Raw genomic sequence first — 23,002 nt, 5'->3', positions numbered from 1 at the left:
GATCGCGCGTTTTGCGAATATCGGCTTTGAACACAACGCAATAGCAGGTCCTGAACCGGCCTCGCCCATGAGGAGGCGCAGCTGCGCGGCCTGGAGATCGGCAGCAAGCCGAGGCTGAAGCTGGCGGGCGAAAAATGAAAATAAAGGCTAGTGGCGCAGGCGCGAGGCTGGATAGAGTCGCGAGACCGGCAGCGCGAGCTGCGCACGGAACTGCGCCAGAGTCTCGGCCGGCAGCTTGGACCGCTCAGGTTCCGGGCGGGAAGCGTCCTCCATGGCAGCAATCAGCGCCGACAGCCAGATCCGGCTGCCTGCCTCGCTTTTCCAAGCCTGATGCCAAGCCTGATGCAATGTCTGCAGCTTCTGCCGCATCGTCGCCTCGTCTCCTGACGGCCGCGAATCGGATTAATTCCCTGCCCGCCGGCTCGTTCCAAGCTCACCCGAAAGAATCCGGGCTTCTGTGATCTGCTTCACAAAGTGGTGGTCGGAATTGTCCTAGACCGTCACCATGAGCAAGAAGATCCAAACCTCCTTCGACGTGCAGGACGATCTCCGTACCGACTATGCGTTGATCGCCACCGGCGTTGCCGCCGCCCTGGTTGCGCTGGTCTACCTCCTGATCGTCTAAACAGTCGGCCGGCCAGTGCGCCGCATGATGCGCGCCTGCAAATTTGGTCTGCGCGCCGACATATAAGGTTCACATCATCCGGATTTTTCCGCGGCCCGTCCGAGGCGGACGGAGCCCGCTGCCATAAACCCGGCGAACCCCTTCAAGCTCCTCACATTTCCACCAGGCAGCGGTGCGAAGACTCGGCCGTCGGCGCAGCAGCAACCGTCAAGCGTTGACAACGCGCGACGAGACGATTCACACACGGCGTTGTGTGAATCGGGCATAAGGCATGCGGGCGCTTTCACTGCGTCGGAGAGAAGCGCTTTATCCCCGGCCCGCGCTCGCAACGAAAAAGTACGAAACGATCGATGGCTCTGACTGATTCCACCGTCCTGAAACTCGCGCCCGATGCCGGAACCCCCGCCTACCGGAGCGCACCGCACAACATCGAGGCGGAACAGAGCCTTCTGGGCGCCATTCTGGTCAACAACGACGCCTTCTACCGCGTCTCCGACTTCCTCGAGCCCAAGCACTTCTTCGAGCCGCTGCACCAGACGATCTTCGAGACCGCCGGCAGCCTGATCCGGATGGGCAAGATCGCCACCCCGGTGACGCTGAAGACGTTCCTGCCCGCCGATACCGACGTCGGCGGCATGACCATCGGGCAATATCTGGCGCGGCTCGCGGCGGAAGCAACCACCATCATCAACGCCCAGGACTATGGCCGTACCGTCTACGACCTATCGTTGCGGCGTGACCTGATCGGCATCGGCGAGGACATGGTCAATGTGGCCTATGACGCCCCGGTCGATTTCCAGCCGCGGGCGCAGATCGAGGACGCCGAGCGAAAGCTTTACGAACTGGCCGAGTCCGGCCGCTATGACGGTGGCTTCCAAAAATTCTCGCAAGCGTTGGCGGTTGCGGTCGACCTCGCGGCAAAGGCGTTCCAGCGCGACGGAAAGCTGTCCGGCATCTCGACCGGCATGCGCGATCTCGACACCAAGATGGGTGGCCTGCAGCACTCCGACCTCATCATCGTCGCGGGCCGTCCCGGCATGGGCAAGACCTCGCTTGCGACCAACATCGCCTACAACGTCGCACGAGCCTACGTTCCGGAACTCCAGGCCGACGGCACCACGAAGGCCGCCAATGGCGGCGTGATCGGCTTCTTCTCCTGCGAAATGTCGGCCGACCAGCTTGCCACGCGTATCGTGGCCGAGCGCACGGGCGTTCCCTCCTCCCACATCCGCCGCGGTGGCATCTCGGAGGCCGATTTCGAGAAGATCCGGGAAGTCTCGATCGAGCTGCAATCGCTGCCGTTCTATGTCGACGCGACTGGTGGCCTGTCGATCTCGCAATTAATGGCGCGCGCGCGCCGGCTGAAGCGACAGAAGGGCCTCGACCTGCTCGTAATCGACTACATCCAGCTGCTCTCGGGCTCGGGCAAGCGCGCCAGTGACAGCCGCGTGCAGGAAATCACGGAGATCACAACCAGTCTGAAGGCGCTCGCCAAGGAGCTCAACGTTCCCGTCATCGCGCTGTCCCAGCTCTCACGCCAGGTCGAATCCCGCGACGACAAACGGCCGCAACTCTCCGACTTGCGTGAATCCGGATCAATCGAGCAGGACGCCGACGTCGTGCTGTTCGTTTACCGCGAGGAATATTACCTCGCGATGAAGGAGCCCCGCCCAGGCACGCCTGAACACGAAAAGTGGCAGCTTGACATGAGTCTTGCGCACGGAAAGGCCGAGGTCATCATCGGCAAGCAGCGCCACGGCCCGACCGGCACCGTCGATTTGGCGTTCGAAGCCTCAGTCACGCGGTTCGGAGACCTCGCACCTGACAGTCAGCTGCCGGCTCGTAGCGGCAGCGACTACTGAGTTCCTTGAACCAGAGCGGCCCCTTGCGTAAAACGACGCCATGACAATGGCGTCCGATCCGAACCACATCCCGCAAAACGGCCTCCTCTCCGCGGATGCCAACCAGGCCGCGGCGCTCGCCGCCTATGGCGGCGTGCTCACTGTCGACCTCGACGCGGTCGTCGCCAATTGGCGCAAGCTCGAGAAGACCGCGGTGCCGGCCGAATGCGCCGCCGTGATCAAGGCCGACGCCTATGGCTGCGGCACTGAGCCGGTGGCGCGCGCCCTGCACAAGGCGGGCTGCAAGACCTTTTTCGTCGCGACGATCGAGGAAGCGCGCACCGCGCGCGCGGCGGTGCCGACCGCGACGATCTACGTGCTTGGCGGCTATTTCCAGAACACCGGCGAGCATTACGCCAAGATCGACTGCCGCCCCGTGATCGGCGATCTCAACGAGCTCGCCGAATGGGACGTGTTCTGCCGCCGCACGGGCTGGACCGGAGGCGCTGCCATCCACATCGACACCGGGATGAACCGGCTCGGGCTGACGCTTCAGGAGGCGCAGGCCATCATCCCGCGCATCCATGCCGGCGATCACGGCATTACACTGGTGATGAGCCATCTGGTCTCCGCCGAACAGCTCAACAGCCAGGTCAACGCAAAACAGCTCGCGGCCTTCCGCGCCATCGCGAGCGAATTCGCGGGCGTGCCTGCGGCGCTCGCCAATTCGTCCGGGATCTTCCTGGGCGCCCCCTTCCAGTTCGAGCTGGTGCGGCCGGGCGCAGCGCTCTACGGCGTCAACCCGACGCCGGAGGCCGACAATCCGATGCAGCCGGTGGTCGATCTCAAGGCCCGCATCGTGCAGATCCGCAACATCGAGCGCGGCGAGAGCGTCGGCTATGGCGGCACCTGGACGGCGCGGCGCCCAACGAAGCTCGCGATCATCGCGGTCGGCTATGCCGACGGCTACTTCCGCGCCGCCAGCTCCAATGACGGCACCCGCGGCGCCGAGGTGATCGTCGCCGGCAAGCGCTGTCCGGTCGCGGGCCGCGTCTCCATGGATCTGATCGCGATCGACATCACCGATCTGCCGCCGAACGCGGTGCGGCGCGGCCACATGGCGACGCTGCTCGGCGAAGGCATCACCGTCGACGAGCTCGCGCATCATTTCGGCACAATCGGATACGAGGTGCTGACGAGCCTCGGCCAACGCTATGCCCGCGTCTACAAGGGCGGCAATGCACAAGCGCCGGTCGAACAGCCGGTCCTCGCGCAGCCTGCCGCGACGCCTGCCGCCGAGCCACCCGCGCCGCCGCCATTGGAGCAGCCGGCAAGCCCGCCGCCACTGCCGGGCTAAAGCGCGATGAGATTAGGATGAATCGTCATCGCGCTTTAGGTTGTTGTTTGCGCATGATCTTTTCGGAAAACCGCTTCACACTTTTCCGGATCATGCTTTAGACAGAGATCTCGTGCCCCGGACGCAGCGCAGTGCGCCGCTCTTCGCGGCGTAATGCGCTGCTGGGCCGGGGCCCAGTGCTTCTGGTAAAATGGATCGCTGCTCTGTGGAGCAGCGTTACACGCTGCACCGCGTCCGGAACACGAGGCCTACTTCTTTCGGCTATCCAGCGCGGTCTTGCAAGACGCGCTGAGTTGATCGCGCTTGGCATTGAGGCAGGCGATGATCTTGCCGCCGCCGGGGGCGATGCCCGCGCAGAATTTGTCATAGTCCGCCTTGCACGCGCCGCGCGGATCGGACGATTGTGCCGAAGCGACACCGGAGAACGCGACGGCGACGACGATAGCGGCAAAGCTCAACTTGGACATTGTATCTCCGGATACGGAAGGCAGAAGCCGGTTAGCTCTACATGAAGATTGCGACATTCAACATCAACAATATCAATCGCCGCCTGCCGAATTTGTTGGCCTGGCTGCGCGCGGCGAAGCCCGAAATCGTGGCATTGCAGGAGTTGAAAGCAAGCGATCGCGAGTTCCCGCGCGCTGCGATCGAGAAAGCCGGCTACGGCGCGGTCTGGCGCGGACAGAAGACCTGGAACGGCGTCGCCATTCTCGCGCGCAATGCCGAGCCCGTGTTGACCCGCGACCGCTTGCCCGGCGACGCTGACGACATCGAGGCGCGCTACATCGAGGCCGCCGTGCGCGGCATCATCGTCACAAGCATCTATTTGCCGAATGGCAACCCGCAGCCCGGACCGAAATTCGACTACAAGCTCGACTGGTTCGCGCGCCTGAAGCGCCACGCGAAGACCTTTCTCAAACAGGACCTGCCGGTCGTGCTCGCCGGCGACTACAACGTCGCCCCGACCGCGCTCGACATCTATCCGACGAGATCCTGGGACAAGGACGCCCTGATCCAGCCCAAGAGCCGCGCGGCCTTTGCCTCACTGATCACACAAGGCTGGTGCGATGCCATCCGTGAGCTGCATCCTGAGAAGCGCATCTACACCTTCTGGGACTACAAGCGGAACCGCTGGCCGCGCGATGCTGGTTTGCGCCTCGATCATTTGCTGCTAAGCCCGATGCTTGCGCCGCGGCTGATTAAGGCGAGCGTGGACAAGAAAGTCCGCGGCGAGGACCGCGCCAGCGATCACGCGCCGGCGTGGATCGTGCTGAAATAGACGAATGAACCCCTGGGTGGGCGCCCCCCTGCCAACTGACGCGAAAAAATAAGCCGCCGGTAAGGAAAATGTAAGCCGGCTGTCAAGCGTGCCTTGCCGTGTCCGGGCATCCTGCCCCGAGCGAAACAACGCCGGGAGATATCCCGATGACAACGGCCTTTAACGTATTCGAGTCACGGCGGAATACCGCGACTGGGCGGCTCGGCTTCGCAGTCCTCGCCCATTGCCGCGCTGCGTTTGTCGAATGGCGCACACGCGAGACGTTGCGCGCCAAGTTAGCTGGTCTGAGTGACCGGGAGCTGCTCGATTTCGGCATCGGGCGCGGCGAGATCGACTACGTCTCCTCCAATCGCGCCTCCGACCCGCGCGGCGCCGTCCTCCCGCCGTGAACAAGACTGCGCGCCGCCGAAAAAGTCTCAACTAACGCACTTGCGAGTACGCGCAGTCACCACAAATTCTTGCCGTCGATCACGTTCACCGGCACCGCATCGAGATCGAAATCGTCGAACAGGCGCGCGTTGATCGCGACCTTGGGATTGTCGAAGTCGGGCTTGCCGGTCGACCAGTCCGGCGACTCCGAATAGGTGCCGCAGCCGCAGCTCGCGCAATAATGATGCTTGACGGTGCGACTGCCCCATTGATAGGTCGCGACGTTCTCTTGCGGAGAGAGCAGGCGGAACTGCGCCGGCGTGTAATAGGCCCATAGTGCCCCGCGCTTGGCGCAGAGCGAACAGGTGCAGCGCGTTATGCTGACGGGGGCCTCCGTGACCTCGAACACCGTCTCGCCGCAATGGCAGCTTCCCTCGACCGGCATGACCCGCTCCTCGTTTCGAAAATGGCAGGAGATGGTCGTAGCCGAGCCCTGCTGCCAACATGCTGTCAGCATGTGCTGCTGTTTGAAAGTTGAATCGGGAAACCGGATCCCGCTCTCGTGCCCCGGACGCAGCGCAGCGTTTCCTCAACGGTGCGCTGCAGAGCCGGGGCCCACGCTTCCGAGAGGAACGCGTGCAGGATGAGTCCCGGCTCTGCGCCGCAACGCTAAGGGCGTTGCAGCGCGGCCGGGACACGAGAGTGAGTGCACAGCAGCACCCACGCTTCCACCATTGCGCATTCGCCCACAGGAACGCCCCCGGCTACACTCCCCCGATTCCCGGAGCCTCCCCTTGGCCTTCCTGTTCGTCCTCGTCGTCGGCCTGATCGCCGGCACCATTTCCGGCATCGTCGGCACGGGGTCGTCGATCATGCTGATGCCGGTGCTGGTCTATGAATATGGGCCGAAGGAAGCGGTGCCGATCATGGCGGTCGCCGCCGTGATGGCGAACCTGTCGCGAATCCTCGCCTGGTGGCGCGAGGTCGACTGGAAGGCGTGCGCGGCCTATTCCATCACCGGCATTCCCGCCGCAGCGCTCGGCGCACGGACGCTGCTGGCGCTGCCCTCGCACGCCGTAGATATCGCGATCGGCGTCTTCCTGATCGCGATGGTGCCGGCGCGGCACTGGCTCGCGCGGCACGATCTGAAAGCCAATCTCTGGCATCTGGCGATCGGTGGCGCGGCCATCGGCTATCTCACCGGCATCGTGGTCTCGACGGGCCCGCTCAGCGTGCCACTGTTTCTGTTCTACGGCCTCACCAAGGGCGCCTTCCTCGCGACCGAAGCCGCCTCCTCGCTCGGCCTTTACCTGTCGAAATCCGTGACCTTCGAACGCTTCGGCGCGCTGACCGGTGATGTCGCGATCAAAGGCCTCATCGCAGGCTCCTCGCTGATGTTCGGCGCGTTCATCGCCAAGCGCTTCGTGCTGCACATGAAGCCGGACGTATTCCGCATGGTGATGGACGCCATCATGGTCGCGGCGGGGCTCTCCATGCTATGGAACGCCACGCAATCCTCCTGACACCGATTCACCAGTCCCCATGGCCAAATCCACGCTCTCCTTTGTCTGCCAGAACTGCGGCGCGGCCTATAACCGCTGGCAGGGCAAGTGCGAGGCCTGCGGCGAGTGGAACACGCTGGCCGAGGAGGACGCGACCGGCAACGTACCGGTGTCGATCCGCTCCAAGCGCAAGGGGCGCACCTTCGCGCTGGAGAGCCTCGCCGGGAAAAGCCCAGACGCCCCTCGTCTGTCCTCGGGGATGACTGAGCTCGACCGCGTCACCGGTGGCGGCTTCGTGCGCGGCTCGGTGCTGCTGGTCGGCGGTGATCCCGGCATCGGCAAATCAACGCTGCTGACCCAGGCCACCAGCCTGCTGGCCCGCGCCGGCCACCGCATCGTCTACATCTCCGGCGAAGAGGCGATCGCGCAGGTGCGCTTGCGCGCCGAACGGCTCGGGCTGTCGGACGCGCCGGTGCAGCTGGCCGCGGAGACGTCGGTCGAGGACATCATCTCGACGCTGTCGGAAGGAGCGGTCCCCCGCCTGATCGTGATCGACTCGATCCAGACCATGTGGACCGACACGGTCGAGTCCGCGCCCGGCACGGTGACACAGGTGCGCGCCTCCGCGCAGGCCCTGATCCGCTTCGCCAAGAAGACGGGAGCCGCCATCATCCTGGTCGGCCACGTCACCAAGGACGGCCAGATCGCCGGCCCCCGCGTCGTCGAGCACATGGTGGACGCCGTTCTGTCCTTCGAGGGCGAAGGCTCGCAGCAATTTCGAATCTTGCGCGCCGTGAAGAACCGTTTTGGGCCGACCGACGAGATCGGTGTGTTCGAGATGACCGGCCTCGGCCTTCGCGAGGTCACCAACCCCTCAGAGCTGTTCCTGTCCGAGCGCGACCTCGGCACCCCCGGCACCGCCGTGTTCGCAGGGATCGAGGGCACCCGCCCCGTGCTGGTCGAATTGCAGGCCCTGGTGGCGCCGACCTCGCTCGGCACCCCGCGTCGTGCCGTGGTCGGCTGGGACCCGAGCCGGCTGTCCATGGTGCTGGCGGTGCTGGAGGCCCATTGCGGGGTCAAGCTGTCCGGCCACGACGTCTACCTGAACGTCGCAGGGGGCCTGCGCATCCACGAGCCGGCCGCCGACCTCGCCGCCGCGGCAGCGCTGGTATCCTCCCTGGTTAACGCGCAGTTACCCACCGATGCCGTGTATTTCGGCGAGATTTCGCTCTCCGGCGTGGTGCGGCCGGTGGCCCAGACCCCCGCGCGGCTCAAGGAGGCCGCAAAGCTCGGCTTCAGCCGCGCCGTGCTGCCGGAATCGGCCCGGGGCGAGGCCGGCGGCGACGCCGGGCTGTCGCTCAACGCCGTGAACAGCCTGACCACGCTGGTCGCCGAGATCGCCGCCCGCGGCTCCCGCCGGGGCGAATCCGCAGGCACGCCCGAGAAAAATGCCACACCCGCCAGATTCCGCCGTGGAGAAGGCTAGCTGGAGGTGACGATCCCCGGCCCCGCCGCTATACAGCCGTCACAAAGCAGCATGGGATCGCGTGGTTCCGCACTTGCCGGGAGCACCGTCTGCCCCTCACTTAGGGCGGCGGCCAAAACACCGATTCGCTGAGCACCTTTGAGAGTACGAGCGGACCAGACCAGCCGATGCCGATTACACTCCTCGATCTGATCCTGCTCGGTGTGATGTTGATCTCGGGCCTGCTTGCCATGGTCCGCGGCTTCATGCGCGAAATCCTGTCGATCGCGGCCTGGGGCGCGGCGGCAATCGTGACGCTTTATTCATTCTCGAAGCTGCTGCCGACCGCCAAGACCTACTTCAACAACGACACGGTCGCGAGCGTCGTGGTCGTGGCCGGCGTGTTCGTGGGAACGCTGATCGTGGTCTCCGTGATTACGGTCCGGATCTCCGACATGATCCTGGATTCCCGGATCGGCGCCCTGGACCGCACCCTGGGCTTCCTGTTCGGCCTTGCCCGCGGCCTCCTGATCGTCGTGGTCGCCTTCCTGTTCTTCACCTGGCTGGTCCCGGACAAGCAGCGCCCGGACTGGGTGACGGGCGCCAAATCCCGGGTGGTCTTGCAGGGAACCGGGGATTGGCTGATGTCGCTCTTGCCGGATGACCCCGAGAACACCATCTTGAAGAGATTCAAGAAAAACAAACCAGATGATGATCAAGCTGATACCGAGCAGCCGCCTGCGGGCGGCAGCGACGGCTACAGTAAACCGGCTCGTGACAGCCTCAAGAAGCTGATCGAGAAACCCGCGGCACGTTGAATTGAGCCCGAAGAGAGGCGCGATGGACGAGATGCAAAACCCCGACTGGCACGCCCAGCTTGATCTCGACCTCCCCCCGGCCGGGCTCGAGCTTCAGGACGATCTCGAGGGGGATACGCTGCGCGAGGAATGCGGCGTGTTCGGCATTTACGGCCATCCCGACGCCGCCGCCATCACCGCCCTCGGCCTCCACGCCCTTCAGCACCGCGGCCAGGAAGCCGCGGGTATAGTATCTTACGACGGCAGCAGATTTCATAGCGAACGCCGCCTCGGTCTCGTCGGCGACACCTTCTCCCGCCGCGAGGTGATCGACCGCCTGCCTGGCAGTGTCGCGGTCGGCCATGTCCGCTACTCCACGACCGGCGCCACGATCCTGCGCAACGTGCAGCCGCTGTTCGCCGAGCTGAATGCCGGCGGCCTTGCGGTCGCCCATAACGGCAACCTCACCAACGGCCTGACGCTGCGCCGCGAGCTCGTCAAGAACGGCGCGATGATGCAGTCGACCACCGACACCGAGGTGATCCTGCATCTTGTCGCGCGATCCAAGCGCGCCCGCTTCATCGAACGCTATATCGACGCACTGCGCGAGATTGAAGGCGCCTATGCGCTGGTCTCGCTGACCAACAAGAAACTGGTCGGCGCGCGCGATCCGCGCGGCATCCGGCCTCTGGTGCTCGGCGAACTCGACGGCTGCCCGATCCTGACGTCGGAGACCTGCGCGCTCGACATCATCGGCGCACGCTTCGTGCGCGACATCGAGCCCGGCGAAGTCATCGTGTTCGACGAGAACGGCCAGGACGTCCACAAGCCGTTCCCGCCGACGGCGCCGCGGCCCTGCATCTTCGAATACATCTATTTCTCCCGTCCGGATTCCATCGTCCACGGCCGCTCGGTCTACGAGGTGCGCAAGGCGTTTGGCGCGCAGCTCGCCAGGGAAAGCCACGTGCCGGTCGACGTGGTGGTGCCGGTGCCGGATTCCGGCGTGCCCGCGGCGGTCGGCTACAGCCAGTTCTCCGGCGTGCCGTTCGAGCTCGGCATCATCCGCAACCACTATGTCGGCCGCACCTTCATCCAGCCGACGCAGGCGATCCGCGAATCCGGCGTGCGCATGAAGCATTCGGCGAACCGCGCCGCGATCGAAGGCAAGCGCATCATCCTGATCGACGACTCGCTCGTGCGCGGCACCACCTCGAAGAAGATCGTGCGCATGATGCGCGACGCGGGCGCGACCGAAGTGCACTTCCGTCTCGCCTCGCCCCCGATCCTCTATCCCGATTACTACGGCATCGACCTGCCCGATCGCGGCGGCCTGCTCGCGGCGACGCACTCGCTCGAAGAGATGCGCGAGATCATCGGCGCGGACTCGCTCGCCTTCCTGTCGATCGACGGCATGTACCGCGCGATGGGCGAGCCCGGCCGCGACCCGGCCAATCCGAAGTTTTCGGATCACTGCTTTACCGGCGCCTATCCGACGCATCTCACCGACCAGACCCAGACCGAGCAGCAGCCGCGGCAGTTGTCGCTGCTGGCGGAGGCGAGTTAAGTTGGTCGCCTTGATTTGGTCGTCCCGGCGAAGGCCGGGACCCAACCACAAGTCTGCGTGGTTCGAAGAAGGTTCGCCACGACCTTCTTAATCCAATCATCGCCGTCACGGCGTATGGGTCCCGGCCTTCGCCGGGACGACGCTTGATAGAGCTGTTCAAATGACAACCCGCCTCGCCAATCGCATCGCTCTCGTCACCGGCGCCTCGCGCGGCATCGGCTACGCCACCGCAATCGCGCTGGCGAAAGCCGGTGCGCACATCGTCGCGGTCGCGCGCACGCAGGGCGGCCTGGAAGAGCTCGACGACGAGATCCGGAAAGCAGGCGGCAACGCCACGCTGGTGCCGCTCAACCTTACCGACTTCGACGGTATCGCGCGGCTCGGCGCCGCGCTGCATGAACGCCACGGCAAGCTCGACATTCTCGTCGGCAATGCCGGCGTGCTCGGCCCCTCCTCGCCGCTCGGCCATATCGAGCTAAAGACCTTCACCGATGTGATGGCGATCAACGTGTCCGCGAATTTCCAGCTGATCCGCTGCATGGAGCCGCTGCTGAAACAATCCGACGCCGGCCGCGCGGTGTTCATCACCTCGGGCGCAGCCAACAAGGCGACCGCCTATGTCGGCCCCTACGCCGCCTCCAAGGCCGCGCTGGAAACGCTGGCGCGCGCCTGGGCACAGGAAACCGCGAGCACGAAGCTGCGCGTCAACCTGTTCAATCCAGGGCCGATCCGCACCCGGATGCGCGCAACCCTGATGCCGGGCGAGGATCCCTCGACGCTCGACACGCCCGAGCAGGTTGCCGAATTCATCGTGCCGATGTGCGCGCCGGATTGGGCCGAAACCGGCAAATTCTACGACTACAAGTCGCGCACCCTGATGAGCTTCCGCCCGCCGGCCTGACACCCGCGCATGCTGGCCGCCAGGCGGTCACGCGGCGGATTGATGAAATTTAAGTCAGCATGGGACGACCGGGTTAACCGATCGCCCGGACCGCTACGATTAGCGCATTGCCGCAAGCATCAGGACACGCTATCGGGAACATCAAGATCGTGACCGATCGCGCCGATGGTCAAAAGCCCCATCCAAGAGGGCCGCCCCGGCATCAACAATTGGAGGGAATACGATGAAGAATTTGCGCGCGTGGCGCTATGCCGCGCTGTTGACCTGTGCCGGCCTCGGCTTTGCCACCTCGGCTTCCGCCCAAGACAAGACCATCAAGATCGGCGTGCTCAACGACATGTCGAGCCTCTATGCCGACATCGGCGGGCCGAACTCGGTCGCCGCCGTAAAGATGGCGATCGAGGATTCCGGGATGAAAGCCAAGGGCTGGACGATCGACGTCGTCTCGGGCGATCACCAGAACAAGCCGGACGTCGGCGTCAACATCGCAAGGCAATGGATCGATGCCGACAAGGTCGACGCCATCGCGGATACGCCAAGCTCGGGCGTCGCGCTTGCAGTGAGCAACCTCGTCAAGGAAAAGAATTCGGTGCTGCTCAATTCGGGCGCGGCCACCGCCGACCTCACCGGCAAGGCCTGCACCCCCAATACGATCTCCTTCACTTACGACACCTACATGCTCGCCAACGGCACCGGCAAGGCGCTGACGAAAGCGGGCGGCGATACCTGGTTCTTCCTCACGGCGGACTACGCCTTCGGCCATGCGCTGGAGCGTGACACCAGCAACGTTGTCACCGCCACGGGTGGCAAGGTGCTCGGCGGCGTCAAGCATCCGCTCAACTCGTCCGACTTCTCCTCCTTCCTGCTGCAGGCGCAGTCGTCGAAAGCCAAGATCATCGGGCTCGCCAATGCCGGCGGCGACACCACCAACGCGATCAAGCAGGCTGCCGAGTTCGGCATCGTCTCCGGCGGCCAGAAGCTCGCCGCACTCCTGCTGTTCATCAACGACGTGCACTCGCTCGGCCTGAAAACCGCGCAGGGCCTCACCTTCACCGAGTCCTTCTACTGGGACCTCAACGACCAGACCCGCGAATGGTCGAAGCGCTTCCAGAAAGTCTCGCCGAAGGGCGCGATGCCCTCGATGACGGTCGCAGGACTCTATGCGGAAATCCTGCATTATCTGAAGGCGATGGACGCGCTCGGCAGCAATCCGCACGATGGCGCCAAGGTCGTCGCCAAGATGAAGGAGCTGCCGACGGATGATCCGCTGTTCGGCAAGGGCCCGCTGCGCGCCGACGGCCGCCGCCTCATCCCGGCCTATCTGTTCGAGGTGAAGAAGCCGGAAGAGTCGAAGGGCCCGTGGGACTATTACAAGCTGGTCGCCACCATCGCACCGGAAGACGCAGCCAAGCCGCTCGAGGCGAGTGAGTGTCCGCTGGTGAAGAAGTAACCGCGTAGCGATCGCGCATGTCTCCACGACGTCGTGCCCGGGCTCGTCCCGGGCATCGACATTTTGGACAACGCGCCTGCAGCTATGTACTCACGACGGCCGCTTGCGCTTATGCGCAAACGGATTGGCCTTCTCGCGCAGCGTGATCCGTACCGGCGTGCCCGGCAGCTCGAAGGCGTCGCGCATGGAATTGGTGAGATAGCGCAGATAGGCCTGCGGCACGGCGTCGGCGCGCGAGCAGAACAGCACGAAGCTCGGCGGGCGCGCCTTGGTCTGGGTGATGTAGTTGAGCTTCAGCCTGCGCCCCGAAACCGCCGGCGGCGGGTTGGCCTGGACCGCCTGCTCGAACCAGCGGTTCAGCGCCGACGTCGGCACGCGCCTGTTCCATACCGCATAGGCGTCCTGGATCGCCTGCATCAGGCGGTCGATGCCTTCCCCCATCAGGCCAGAGACGGCGACGATCGGCACGCCCTTGACCTGCGGTAGCCAGTGGTCGGCATCGCGGCGCAGGTTGGAGATCGCGCCGCCGCCCCTGCTCTCCATCAGGTCCCATTTGTTGACCGCCAGCACGACGGCGCGGCCCTCGCGCTCGATCAGGTCGGCGATGCGCAGATCCTGCTCCTCGAAGCGGTGCTGCGCGTCCATCATCAGCACGACGACTTCGGCAAAGCGCACGGCGCGCAAGGCATCGGCGACCGAGAGCTTCTCCAGCTTCTCCTCGATGCGCGAGCGGCGGCGCAGGCCCGCGGTATCGAACACGCGGAAATCGCGCCCCTTCCAGTTGATCTCGACCGCGATCGAGTCGCGCGTGGTACCCGCCTCCGGGCTGGTCAGGAGGCGCTCCTCGCCGAGCAGATGGTTGATCAGCGTCGACTTGCCGGCATTTGGGCGGCCGACGATCGCAACCCGGATCGGACGCCTGGCGGCCTCCTCCTCGGACAGCTCCTCCTCGTCCTCGGCCTCCTCCTCCTCGGGCGGCTCCGGCATCAGGCTGCTCAGGGCATCGTAGAGCTCGCCCATACCCTCGCCGTGCTCGGCGGAAATCTGGATGGGATCGCCGAGGCCCAGCGCAAAGGCTTCCATCGCGCCGGCATCGCCGTGCTTGCCCTCGCTCTTGTTGGCGACCAGCAGTACCGGCTTGTTGGCGCGGCGCGCGAAATCGGCAAAGGCGCGATCGGTCGGCGTGAGGCCGACGCGCGCGTCGATGACGAAGAACAGCGCGTCGGCTTGCGCGATCGCGGTTTCGGTCTGTTCCTGCATCCGCGCGGTCAGCGAACCCTTGGCGCCTTCGTCGAGACCGGCCGTGTCGATGATGGTGAATGCGAGATCGCCGAGCTTTGCATCGCCCTCGCGGCGGTCACGGGTCACCCCGGGCAGGTCATCGACGAGCGCGAGCTTCTGTCCCACCAGGCGGTTGAACAGCGTCGATTTTCCGACATTGGGCCGGCCGATGATGGCGATCGTAAAGGACATGGGTCATTCGTGCGCTGCCGGGGCTGCGCCTGTCAATGCAGTGAAAAATATCAGCGGGTGAAGCTGCCGCTCGGCATCGGCGCCGGGAAAGCTCCCTGCGACTGCTGCTGCGTGGTCTGGGTCGATTGCGCGGGCTGGGCGGTCTGATCCTGATCCGGCGGCGGCGCGGTGGTGCGCTTGCGGACGATCTTCTGCTTCGGCGCCGGTGCCGCGGTGGGCGGCGCCGCCTCCGGCTGGGCCTCGCCGTCGACTTCGCCAGCCGGCGCAGCGGCGGCAGCTGCCGGCTGCTTGGTCTTCTTCGACTTCGCGGCCTTGCCGGATTTCGGCGGCTCGGGCGGCGGTGCTGCGGCAGCCGCGGCGTCCGCATTCTGCTGGTCCGGTTGCTGCTGTGCGCCCTTGTAGAGGTCCCTCGGCACGCCCTGCTCCAGGCCCGGCACGCCCTCGGGGAAGACCGGCTTGCGATCGCCCGGCAACTTCTTCTTGGTGTCGAGCCAGTCCATGAGGTCGCTCGGATCGAATCCGCCGCTCGAGCAGCCGCCCAGGAGGCCTGAGAAGGCGATCAGAACAGTAGCTGCGATCAAACGTTGCGTACGGCGCATCTCAAAGTCTCGTCCAGCTATCTCGGATCGTCAGCTCTTGGCGACCGGCGGCAGCAGAGCCTGCAAGGCCTCGGCGCGCGAGCGCAGGCCCGGCGGGGTTTCACCATCCTCCGCAATCGCATCCAGCCATTTGCGCGCGGTGGCCGCATCGCCATTGCGCCAGGCCGACAGGGCCAGCATTTCACGCGCGCTATGGCGGAAGGTCGAGCCGGCCGCGGCGGATGCCTCCAGCCGCTGCTGGATGTCCGCATAGGCCGCCGTGTCGATCAGAAGGCCGCCGGCGCGAAGCTTTGCGAGCGCCTGCAGTTCGGCACCAGCGCTGCTGTCAGCCGCGATATCGTCATACATCTTCACGGCCGCCTTGGGGTCGCGTGCGGCGGCCTCGGCTGCGGCGCGCAGGCGCGCCAGCGTGCGATAGCCCCGTGGAGCCTTGACCGCGAGCTCGGTGAAGGCCGCCTCGGCCTCGGCGTGCTTGTTCTGCTCGGATAGTTCCACGGCCTTTTCGAAGGCGGCGCCGGCTTCGGCGGCCTTCTGGGCCTCCAGGTACTGATAGCCGCGCCAGCCACCGACCGCGGCCACGATCAGCACCATCAGGGCGATGAAGTAGATCGAATACTTGTCCCACAGCTTTTTGAGCTGTTCGCGACGTACTTCCTCGTCGACTTCGTCAAATAATTCAGACACTTATGCCAATCCCATGCCCGGCCGGGAGCGCGCGCCGTAGCGTTCGCGTCAGGAATCCCGTCCCCGCGTCGCGGCTGCGATACGCTATCGATATGGCGGTGGCAAGGCGAAGCGAGCCCGATCAAGGCGTTAACCCTTCACCCAGAGGCCTTCTCGGTTCCGCCGGCCTCAGAGGGCGGCCAGTGTCTCCCGCAACTGTCGCTTGAGCACCTTGCCATTGGCGTTGCGCGGCAGCGGCTCGGAGGTGAGGACAATCGTCTCCGGCACCTTGTAATCGGACAGCCGCTCGGCGCACCAGGCACGCAGCGCCTCGTCCCCGACCGCCTCGCGCGTGACGACGACAGCATGGACGCGCTCGCCGAGCACCGGGCACGGTTTTGCGATGATCGCGCTCTCGACCACGGCCGGATGTCCGGCCAGCACGGATTCCACCTCGGCGGAATAGATCTTCAGGCCGCCGCGGTTGATCATGTCCTTCTGGCGGTCGAACACGCGGACGAAGCCGTCGGTATCGACCGAACCGAGATCGCCGGAGTGCCAGAAGCCGCCGGTAAAGCTCTCGGCAGTCGCCTTCGGATTATTCCAGTAGCCCTTGATCACGGACGCGCTTGCGATCCAGAGCTCGCCGATCTCGCCACGCGGCAGCTCGCGCCCATCCGCGTCAACTGCGACGATCCGCGCACCGGGACAGGGCAAGCCGACGCTGTCGATGTGGCGTGCCGTGAGCTCGCCCGGCATGATCGTCGACGGCGATGTGGTCTCTGTTGCGCCATAGCAGTTCATCAGCTTCAGGCCGGGAATCTTTTCGTCGAGCTTCTCGATGGTCGCGATCGGCATCGGCGCGCCGCCGAAGCCGCCGATACGCCAGCTCGAGAGGTCATAGCTGTCGAAGTCCGGCTGGAGCAGGCAGAGATTGTACATTGCCGGCACCATCACCGTGTAGGTGACGCGCTCGCGTGCGGCGAGCTTGAGATAGTCGGACGCCCTGAACTCGGGCATGATGATCAGTGTGCCGGCGCAGCGCACCATCGTCGTGATGTTGGCGACGATGCCGGTGACGTGGCTAAGCGGCACCGCCGCGATCGACCGATCGGCCGCCGTGAGCTTTAGGCAGGACACGAAGACCATCGAGGAATGGACGATGTTGCAATGGGCCAGCATCGCGCCCTTCGGCCTGCCGGTGGTGCCGGAGGTGTAGAGGATCATCGCGGTGTGCTCTTCGTCCACGTCGGTGGTCTCTTCGAGCGGCGCCCAATCTGCAAACTCGAGAAACTCCGAAAGCATCGCATCGTCGTCCACAGCGATCCGATGTTTGAGATCCGGCACGTCATCGGCATCGGGCAGCCGATCAGCGAGCGCCGCTTCGAAAAGCAAGAGCTTCGCGCCACAATCGGCTAGCACATAGGCGATTTCAGGCTTCTGCTGTCGCTTCGAGAGCAGCACCGTCACTAACCCAAGGTGAGCGGCAGCAAGCATTGACAACACGAACTCGATCCGATTGCCGAGTAGGAGCGCAATACGGTCACCATGTTGCAGCCCCTTGTTGCGCAACCCCGCTGAAACTTGCGCCGCCTGGGGCACAACGTCGCGCCATCGCAGGCGACGCTCGCCGCAGATGAGCGCATCGCCGTCTGGATTTCGCGACGCAGCGCTCAACACCATCTCCCAGATGTTTTTGGGACGGTCTGCGAACGCCGGCACGACGCGATCTCCGAAACGTGCCTCCAGCCGCATCGGCGGAATCTGCGATTGCCACCAATCCATCGGGATGCTCCCGGCTTGTTGTTCTTGTCACCTTCCCTGCACGGACAGCCGCTTCTGTCTTGCGCTGATCGGCTGGCTCTAGGCTCCCATCACGGGAACGCCGATCACGACGGGATGGAAGGCAAAGGCAAGCGCCAGATAGGCGACGACACCGACTGCGACAGCGATCAGATCGTTGGAGGTGCCGCCAACCGGAATCGGCGGGGCGCCGGCATCCTTGCGATGCTTCAGCGAGATCCGGTCATACACTGCCCAGCCCAGGAACGACCCGAACAGGATGATGGAGCCGAGATCGCCATTGGCCAATAGATGCGCCGCTGCCCACAGCTTGATGCCTGCCAGCATCGGGTGCTTCAGCGTCGCATAGATGCGGCCGCGGATGTAGGACGCCACCACCAGGATCACAGCCGGCAGCATCAGCGCGACCGTGATGTGCTTCATCGCCTTCGGCGGATACCAGATGTCGATCCAGCCGCTGGCGCGATAGTGGCCAAAACCCCAGACGATCAGGGCAAGGCCGGCCAGCGAGACCACCGCATAGAGGATCTTGTAGGTGCCCTCGCCCAGCCGCGCGATCGCCTGCGCGCGCGCCTCGCGTTTCGTCGTGAAGATGTGGGCCGCGAAAAACAACGCGAGCCCCAGGATCATCACCAACAAGCCCACGGCATCCTCCCCTTAACGAGCGCCCCCTCTACCGGGTATCACTTCAAGCCTGCCGCCCGCAATGCGTCATTCGCGGATCACTGCTGCGTCCCGGGTTTCCTCAGCTCGCGATTGTCGACATAGCGGATCGCGATCGGCCGTCCGGCCAGCGCGCCGGCAAAGCCGTTGGTGAGCCTCAGCGGCAGGCAGGCGTTCAGCGACGCGTTAATGGCATCGAGGTACGTGGTTCGCGTGTCCGCGGGCGCGCCCGCCGTCGCAAAGGTCAGGCGCGGCGGGCCGATCAGGCTGCCCGACCTGTTGAGGCTGAAGCGCACCGACATCTGCATACCCTCCCGCGCACTATCGACTGAGGGTGGCGACCAGCACGAGCGCAGCTCGGCCATGAGGTCACCGATCGTGTCGAGATCATGATCCGGCTTTTGGTACTTCGCGCTGTCGGCTTGCGATGGAACGGTCTCGACCGTGACCTGGAGCGTCTCGCCGAACGGAAAGGGTATCTCGGTGATGCAGGGACCCTGAAATGGTCCGCCGCACGGCTCGTATGAGAACGGAATCGGCTCGAACTGAATCGGCTCAAAGTGCCGGCGCCGCGCGTCGGCAGAGACCGGCAGCGCCGTCATCAGGAGCAGAACGAGGATGCAGCGCCACATGACCAGGAAACCGCAATGCTACATCGGCAAACGTGGCATCGGCCGCGCACAGGTCAAGTGAGCGTCCGTTCACATGCGCGCGTTCAAGCACCGGCGTCGTCGCCCGGCTTGCCCGGGCGACGCGGTATTCCAGAGACGGCGAGATTGAAATCGAGAGGCCGCGGCGTACTGGACACCCCGCCTTCGCGGGGCATGACGGCGGAGAAAGGGGACGGGCGATTTACCCCTTCTTCTTCACGTCCTTGACATTGGCGAACTCGATTCCCTCGGCGCGTTCCCTTGTATAGCCGAGATAGAATTCGTTCCGGGCTAAATACACGGGGTCGCCATCGACATCGTCTGCGATGCTGGAGGTGTTGGCGGCGATGAAGGTGTCGAGCTTCTTACGATCATTCGAGGAGACCCAACGCGCAAGCTGGAATTCGCTCACCTCGAACTCGACCGGCAACGAATATTCCGCCTCGAGCCGCGCCTTCAGCACGTCGAGCTGCAACGCGCCCACGACGCCGACGAGCGCCGGTGCGCCGTCGCGCGGACGGAACACCTGCACCACGCCCTCTTCCGACATCTGTTGAAGCGCTTCCTTCAGCTTCTTCGCCTTCATCGCGTCGGTGAGACGCACGCGGCGGACGATTTCCGGCGCAAAGCTCGGCACACCGACGAAGGTGAAATCCTCACCTTCCGTCAGCGTGTCGCCGATGCGCAAGGTACCGTGATTGGGAATGCCGACGACGTCGCCGGCGAAGGCTTCGTCCGCAACCGAACGGTCCTGCGCGAAGAAGAATTGCGGGCTCGACAGCGGCATGCTCTTGCCGGTGCGCACGAGCTTGGCCTTCATGCCGCGGCTGAGCTTGCCCGAACACAGCCGCGCGAATGCGATGCGGTCGCGATGGTTCGGATCCATGTTCGCCTGGATCTTGAACACGAAGGCGCTCATGCGCGGATCGGTTGCTTCGACCTTGCGCTGGTCGCTTTCCTGCGCGCGCGGCTCGGGTGCGAACTTGCCGAGGCCTTCCAGGAGGTCGCCGACGCCGAAATTGCGCAGCGCGCTGCCGAAATAGACCGGCGTCAGATGGCCCTCGCGAAACGCCCCAAGCTCGAATGGCTTGGAAGCCTCGGTGACGAGCTCGAGTTCGTCCTTCACCGCCGACACATCGAGATTGGCGTTGAGCTTGGCCAGTTCGGCGATCTCGATCTGCTGCGCGGCGCCGGTCTTGGCGCCACCGCCTTCGAGCAGGCGCACGCCGCCGTTGGCGACGTCATAGGTGCCGAGGAAGTCGCGGCCGCGACCGACCGGCCACGTCATCGGCGTGGTGTCGAGCGCCAGCGTCTTCTCGATCTCGTCCAGAAGCTCGAAAACGTCGCGGCTCTCACGGTCCATCTTGTTGATGAAGGTGATGATCGGGATGTCGCGCAGGCGACAGACCTCGAACAGTTTTCGCGTGCGCGCCTCGATGCCCTTGGCGGCGTCGATCACCATCACGGCGGAGTCGACCGCCGTCAGCGTGCGATAAGTGTCTTCCGAAAAGTCCTCATGGCCGGGCGTGTCCAGGAGATTGAACACCAGGCCTTCGAACTCGAACGTCATGACCGAGGTGACGACGGAGATGCCGCGCTCGCGCTCGATCTTCATCCAGTCCGAGCGCGTGTTGCGCCGTTCGCCCTTGGCCTTGACCTGGCCGGCCAGATTGATGGCGCCGCCGAACAGCAGCAGCTTTTCCGTCAGCGTGGTCTTGCCGGCGTCCGGGTGGGAGATGATCGCAAAGGTCCGCCGCCGCGCCACTTCAACGGCAAGCGGGGAACGGGCCGGCGATTCGGCTGTAATGGCGATGTCGGACATGGCGGGAGCGTTTGGCAGGGAAAACGAGGCTGATCAAGCCTCATGTGGTGATTGCGGAGCCCTGTGACCACCCCCATATCGGTGGTGGGAAGGACGACCTTCCCCTTCCATAAGCAATTGCCCGCGGGGACGACCCTGCCTTGAACGGAGGGTCGTCATGGCTTGGTCCATATTGTTCGTCGCCGGTCTCCTGGAGGTCGCCTGGGCGATTGGCCTCAAATACACCGAGGGTTTCACCAAGCTGGTTCCATCGGTGCTCACCCTTGCTGCCATGGCCGGAAGCGTCATGCTTGGGCTTGCCCTCAAATCGCTGCCGATTGGAACCGCTTATGCGGTCTGGACCGGGATCGGCGCGGTCGGAACCGCCGCGCTGGGGATCATCCTGTTCGGCGAGCCGGCCACGGCACTGCGCCTCGTCAGCATTGGGCTGATCGTCGGCGGCATTGTCGGGCTGAAGCTCGTTACTTGAAAAACTGCACTGCCCACCAGGACAGCGCGGCGACGATCGCGGACGCCGGTATCGTGATCACCCAGGCGTAGACGATCGAGCTCGCCACGTTCCAGCGCACCGCCGAGACGCGGCGGGCGGCGCCGACACCGACGATCGCGCCGGTGATGGTGTGGGTGGTCGAAACGGGAACGCCGAGGAAGGTCGCCATGAACAGGGTTGCGGCACCGCCGGTCTCGGCACAAAACCCCTGCATCGGCGTCAGCTTGGTGATGCGCAGGCCCATGGTGCGGACGATCCGCCAGCCGCCCATCAGCGTTCCCATCGCCATGGCGGCCTGGCAGGACAAGACCACCCAGAACGGCACGGAGAATTCACCGCCGAGATGGCCCTGCGAATACAGGAGCACGGCGATGATGCCCATGGTCTTCTGGGCGTCATTGCCGCCATGCCCGAGCGAATAGAGCGAGGCGGAGGCGAATTGCAGGATGCGGAAGGCGCGGTCGACGGCGAACGGCGTCGAGCGCACCGAGGCCCAGGAGACGATCGCAACCAGCATCATCGCGAGCAGGAAGCCGACCAGCGGCGACAGCACGATCGCCAGCACGGTCTTCGACAATCCGCTCCAGACTGCTGCCGAGATCCCGGCCTTGGCCATGCCGCCGCCGACGAGACCGCCGATCAACGCGTGCGACGACGAGGAGGGAATGCCGAGTGCCCAGGTGACGAGGTTCCAGACGATCGCGCCGACGAGCGCCGCGAATATCACCTGTGCGTCGACGACCGCGGGATCGATGATGCCAGTGCCGATGGTTTGGGCGACGTGCAGGCCGAACACCAGGAAGGCGACGAAATTGAAGAACGCCGCCCAGAACACCGCGAATTGCGGCCGCAGCACGCGGGTTGAGACGATGGTGGCGATCGAATTGGCGGCGTCGTGCAGGCCGTTCAGGAAGTCGAACAGCAGCGCGACGGCGATCAATCCGACCAGGACGGGAAGACCCAACACGGCATCCACGGCGCAGCCCCTGCCCTAGACCTGCTCGATGACGATGCTGTTGATCTCGTTCGCGACATCGTCGAAGCGGTCCGCGACTTTCTCGAGATGGTCGTAGATCTCGACGCCCACGATGAAATCCATCGCGTTGCCGTCGCGGTGCTTCAGGAAGAGCTCCTTCAGCCCGATGTCATGGAGATCGTCGACCCGTCCCTCCAGCTTGGTCAGCTCTTCCGTGATCGCGGTCAGCATGGCGACGTTCTTGCCGATCTCCTGAAGCAGTGGCAGCGCACGCCCCACCAGGTTGGCGCACTCGATCAGAAGCCCGCCGATCTCGCGCATTGGCGGCTCGAAGGTGCGGACCTCGAACAGCATCACCGCCTTGGCGGTCTGCTGCATCTGGTCGATGGCGTCGTCCATCGAGGTGATCAGGTTCTTGATGTCGCCGCGGTCGAACGGGGTGATGAAGGTGCGGCGCACCGCGGTCAGCACCTCGCGCGTGATGTTGTCGGCATCGTTCTCGAACTGGTTGACGCGCTGGCAATAGACCGGCGTCTCCTCGCCGCCGTTCAGCATGCCCTGAAGCGCGATCGAGCCCTGGATCACGGTCTGGGCATGGCGGTCGAACAGGTCGAAGAACCGTTCCTCCTTGGGGAGAAAGGCACGAAACCAACGTATCATGGGGAAAACTGCCGGGTTGAGATTGGCCGGTCCGGAAGGACTGTCACCCAACT

General features: G+C 64.7%; 23 protein-coding genes. 11 read left to right on the top strand and 12 right to left on the bottom strand.

Features of this window, described 5'->3' with window-relative positions; genetic code table 11:
• Positions 1 to 147 precede the first annotated feature (147 nt).
• Positions 148 to 369 (bottom strand): transcriptional regulator, encoded by a 222-nt coding sequence (locus QQL28_RS27015; protein ID WP_284270353.1) that lies wholly within the window; start codon positions 367 to 369, stop codon positions 148 to 150.
• A 606-nt stretch (positions 370 to 975) separates the two neighbouring features.
• On the opposite strand from QQL28_RS27015, the gene QQL28_RS27010 reads away from it, so the two are divergent.
• Positions 976 to 2,487, top strand: a complete 1,512-nt coding sequence (locus QQL28_RS27010) for a replicative DNA helicase (protein WP_284270352.1) — start codon at positions 976 to 978, stop codon at positions 2,485 to 2,487.
• Between the two features lie 46 nt (positions 2,488 to 2,533).
• A complete protein-coding gene (gene alr / locus QQL28_RS27005; RefSeq protein WP_284270440.1) occupies positions 2,534 to 3,823 on the top strand; it encodes an alanine racemase in 1,290 nt (429 codons plus the stop codon).
• A 248-nt stretch (positions 3,824 to 4,071) separates the two neighbouring features.
• Here alr and QQL28_RS27000 read toward each other — a convergent pair whose 3' ends face one another.
• On the bottom strand, positions 4,072 to 4,290 hold the full coding sequence (locus QQL28_RS27000; RefSeq protein WP_284270351.1) for a cysteine rich repeat-containing protein: 219 nt from the start codon (positions 4,288 to 4,290) through the stop codon (positions 4,072 to 4,074).
• 41 nt (positions 4,291 to 4,331) lie between these two features.
• Here QQL28_RS27000 and QQL28_RS26995 point away from each other — a divergent pair, with 41 nt between their 5' ends.
• Both QQL28_RS26995 and QQL28_RS26990 read left to right on the top strand, forming a co-directional pair.
• Positions 4,332 to 5,102 carry an exodeoxyribonuclease III gene (locus QQL28_RS26995; RefSeq protein WP_284270350.1) on the top strand — a complete coding sequence of 257 codons (771 nt, stop codon included), beginning with the start codon at positions 4,332 to 4,334 and terminating at the stop codon, positions 5,100 to 5,102.
• 146 nt (positions 5,103 to 5,248) lie between these two features.
• Positions 5,249 to 5,491: a DUF1127 domain-containing protein gene (locus QQL28_RS26990; protein ID WP_284270349.1), complete on the top strand. Its 243-nt coding sequence runs from the start codon at positions 5,249 to 5,251 to the stop codon at positions 5,489 to 5,491.
• A 56-nt stretch (positions 5,492 to 5,547) separates the two neighbouring features.
• On the opposite strand, the gene QQL28_RS26985 is transcribed toward QQL28_RS26990, so the two are convergent.
• Complete coding sequence (locus tag QQL28_RS26985) at positions 5,548 to 5,916, bottom strand: GFA family protein (RefSeq protein ID WP_284270347.1); 369 nt, start codon at positions 5,914 to 5,916, stop codon at positions 5,548 to 5,550.
• A gap of 349 nt (positions 5,917 to 6,265) precedes the next feature.
• Between QQL28_RS26985 and QQL28_RS26980 the strand changes: the two genes are divergently transcribed.
• The 6 genes from QQL28_RS26980 to QQL28_RS26955 all read left to right on the top strand — a co-directional run bounded on the left by QQL28_RS26980 (position 6,266) and on the right by QQL28_RS26955 (position 13,150).
• Complete coding sequence (locus QQL28_RS26980; RefSeq protein WP_284270346.1) at positions 6,266 to 6,994, top strand: sulfite exporter TauE/SafE family protein; 729 nt, start codon at positions 6,266 to 6,268, stop codon at positions 6,992 to 6,994.
• A 19-nt stretch (positions 6,995 to 7,013) separates the two neighbouring features.
• Positions 7,014 to 8,459, top strand: coding sequence for a DNA repair protein RadA (gene radA / locus QQL28_RS26975; RefSeq protein WP_284270345.1), 1,446 nt, complete (start codon positions 7,014 to 7,016; stop codon positions 8,457 to 8,459).
• Positions 8,460 to 8,626: 167 nt separating this feature from the next.
• Positions 8,627 to 9,256: a CvpA family protein gene (locus tag QQL28_RS26970; protein ID WP_284270344.1), complete on the top strand. Its 630-nt coding sequence runs from the start codon at positions 8,627 to 8,629 to the stop codon at positions 9,254 to 9,256.
• A gap of 31 nt (positions 9,257 to 9,287) precedes the next feature.
• A complete protein-coding gene (gene purF, locus QQL28_RS26965) occupies positions 9,288 to 10,799 on the top strand; it encodes an amidophosphoribosyltransferase (protein ID WP_284270438.1) in 1,512 nt (503 codons plus the stop codon).
• Between the two features lie 160 nt (positions 10,800 to 10,959).
• The gene (locus QQL28_RS26960) at positions 10,960 to 11,700 is read left to right on the top strand and encodes an SDR family NAD(P)-dependent oxidoreductase (RefSeq protein ID WP_284270343.1); all 741 of its coding nucleotides are present in this window, start codon (positions 10,960 to 10,962) and stop codon (positions 11,698 to 11,700) included.
• 223 nt (positions 11,701 to 11,923) lie between these two features.
• The gene (locus QQL28_RS26955) at positions 11,924 to 13,150 is read left to right on the top strand and encodes an ABC transporter substrate-binding protein (protein ID WP_284270342.1); all 1,227 of its coding nucleotides are present in this window, start codon (positions 11,924 to 11,926) and stop codon (positions 13,148 to 13,150) included.
• 90 nt (positions 13,151 to 13,240) lie between these two features.
• Here QQL28_RS26955 and der read toward each other — a convergent pair whose 3' ends face one another.
• The 7 genes from der to QQL28_RS26920 form a co-directional block, all read right to left on the bottom strand.
• Positions 13,241 to 14,623 (bottom strand): ribosome biogenesis GTPase Der, encoded by a 1,383-nt coding sequence (gene der, locus QQL28_RS26950; protein ID WP_284270341.1) that lies wholly within the window; start codon positions 14,621 to 14,623, stop codon positions 13,241 to 13,243.
• A gap of 50 nt (positions 14,624 to 14,673) precedes the next feature.
• Positions 14,674 to 15,222, bottom strand: a complete 549-nt coding sequence (locus QQL28_RS26945; RefSeq protein ID WP_284270339.1) for a hypothetical protein — start codon at positions 15,220 to 15,222, stop codon at positions 14,674 to 14,676.
• Positions 15,223 to 15,252: 30 nt separating this feature from the next.
• Complete coding sequence (locus QQL28_RS26940) at positions 15,253 to 15,906, bottom strand: tetratricopeptide repeat protein (RefSeq protein ID WP_284270338.1); 654 nt, start codon at positions 15,904 to 15,906, stop codon at positions 15,253 to 15,255.
• A gap of 168 nt (positions 15,907 to 16,074) precedes the next feature.
• The gene (locus QQL28_RS26935) at positions 16,075 to 17,670 is read right to left on the bottom strand and encodes a class I adenylate-forming enzyme family protein (protein ID WP_284270337.1); all 1,596 of its coding nucleotides are present in this window, start codon (positions 17,668 to 17,670) and stop codon (positions 16,075 to 16,077) included.
• 78 nt (positions 17,671 to 17,748) lie between these two features.
• Positions 17,749 to 18,333, bottom strand: coding sequence for an NnrU family protein (locus tag QQL28_RS26930; RefSeq protein WP_284270336.1), 585 nt, complete (start codon positions 18,331 to 18,333; stop codon positions 17,749 to 17,751).
• Between the two features lie 77 nt (positions 18,334 to 18,410).
• On the bottom strand, positions 18,411 to 18,983 hold the full coding sequence (locus QQL28_RS26925) for a hypothetical protein (RefSeq protein ID WP_284270335.1): 573 nt from the start codon (positions 18,981 to 18,983) through the stop codon (positions 18,411 to 18,413).
• A 220-nt stretch (positions 18,984 to 19,203) separates the two neighbouring features.
• Entirely contained in the window at positions 19,204 to 20,823 is a 1,620-nt protein-coding gene (locus QQL28_RS26920; protein WP_284270334.1) for a peptide chain release factor 3, read from the bottom strand.
• 157 nt (positions 20,824 to 20,980) lie between these two features.
• Between QQL28_RS26920 and sugE the strand changes: the two genes are divergently transcribed.
• Complete coding sequence (gene sugE, locus QQL28_RS26915) at positions 20,981 to 21,292, top strand: quaternary ammonium compound efflux SMR transporter SugE (RefSeq protein WP_284270333.1); 312 nt, start codon at positions 20,981 to 20,983, stop codon at positions 21,290 to 21,292.
• Here the strand turns inward: sugE and QQL28_RS26910 are convergent.
• Entirely contained in the window at positions 21,285 to 22,289 is a 1,005-nt protein-coding gene (locus QQL28_RS26910; protein ID WP_284270332.1) for an inorganic phosphate transporter, read from the bottom strand. The genes sugE and QQL28_RS26910 overlap by 8 nt on opposite strands.
• A 15-nt stretch (positions 22,290 to 22,304) precedes the next feature.
• A complete protein-coding gene (locus QQL28_RS26905) occupies positions 22,305 to 22,949 on the bottom strand; it encodes a DUF47 domain-containing protein (RefSeq protein WP_284270331.1) in 645 nt (214 codons plus the stop codon).
• Positions 22,950 to 23,002 lie beyond the last annotated feature (53 nt).

The organism is Bradyrhizobium iriomotense (assembly GCF_030160715.1).
In the GTDB taxonomy this organism is placed as follows: Bacteria; Pseudomonadota; Alphaproteobacteria; order Rhizobiales; family Xanthobacteraceae; genus Bradyrhizobium; species Bradyrhizobium iriomotense.
This window is presented reverse-complemented; position numbering and strand designations above follow the sequence as displayed.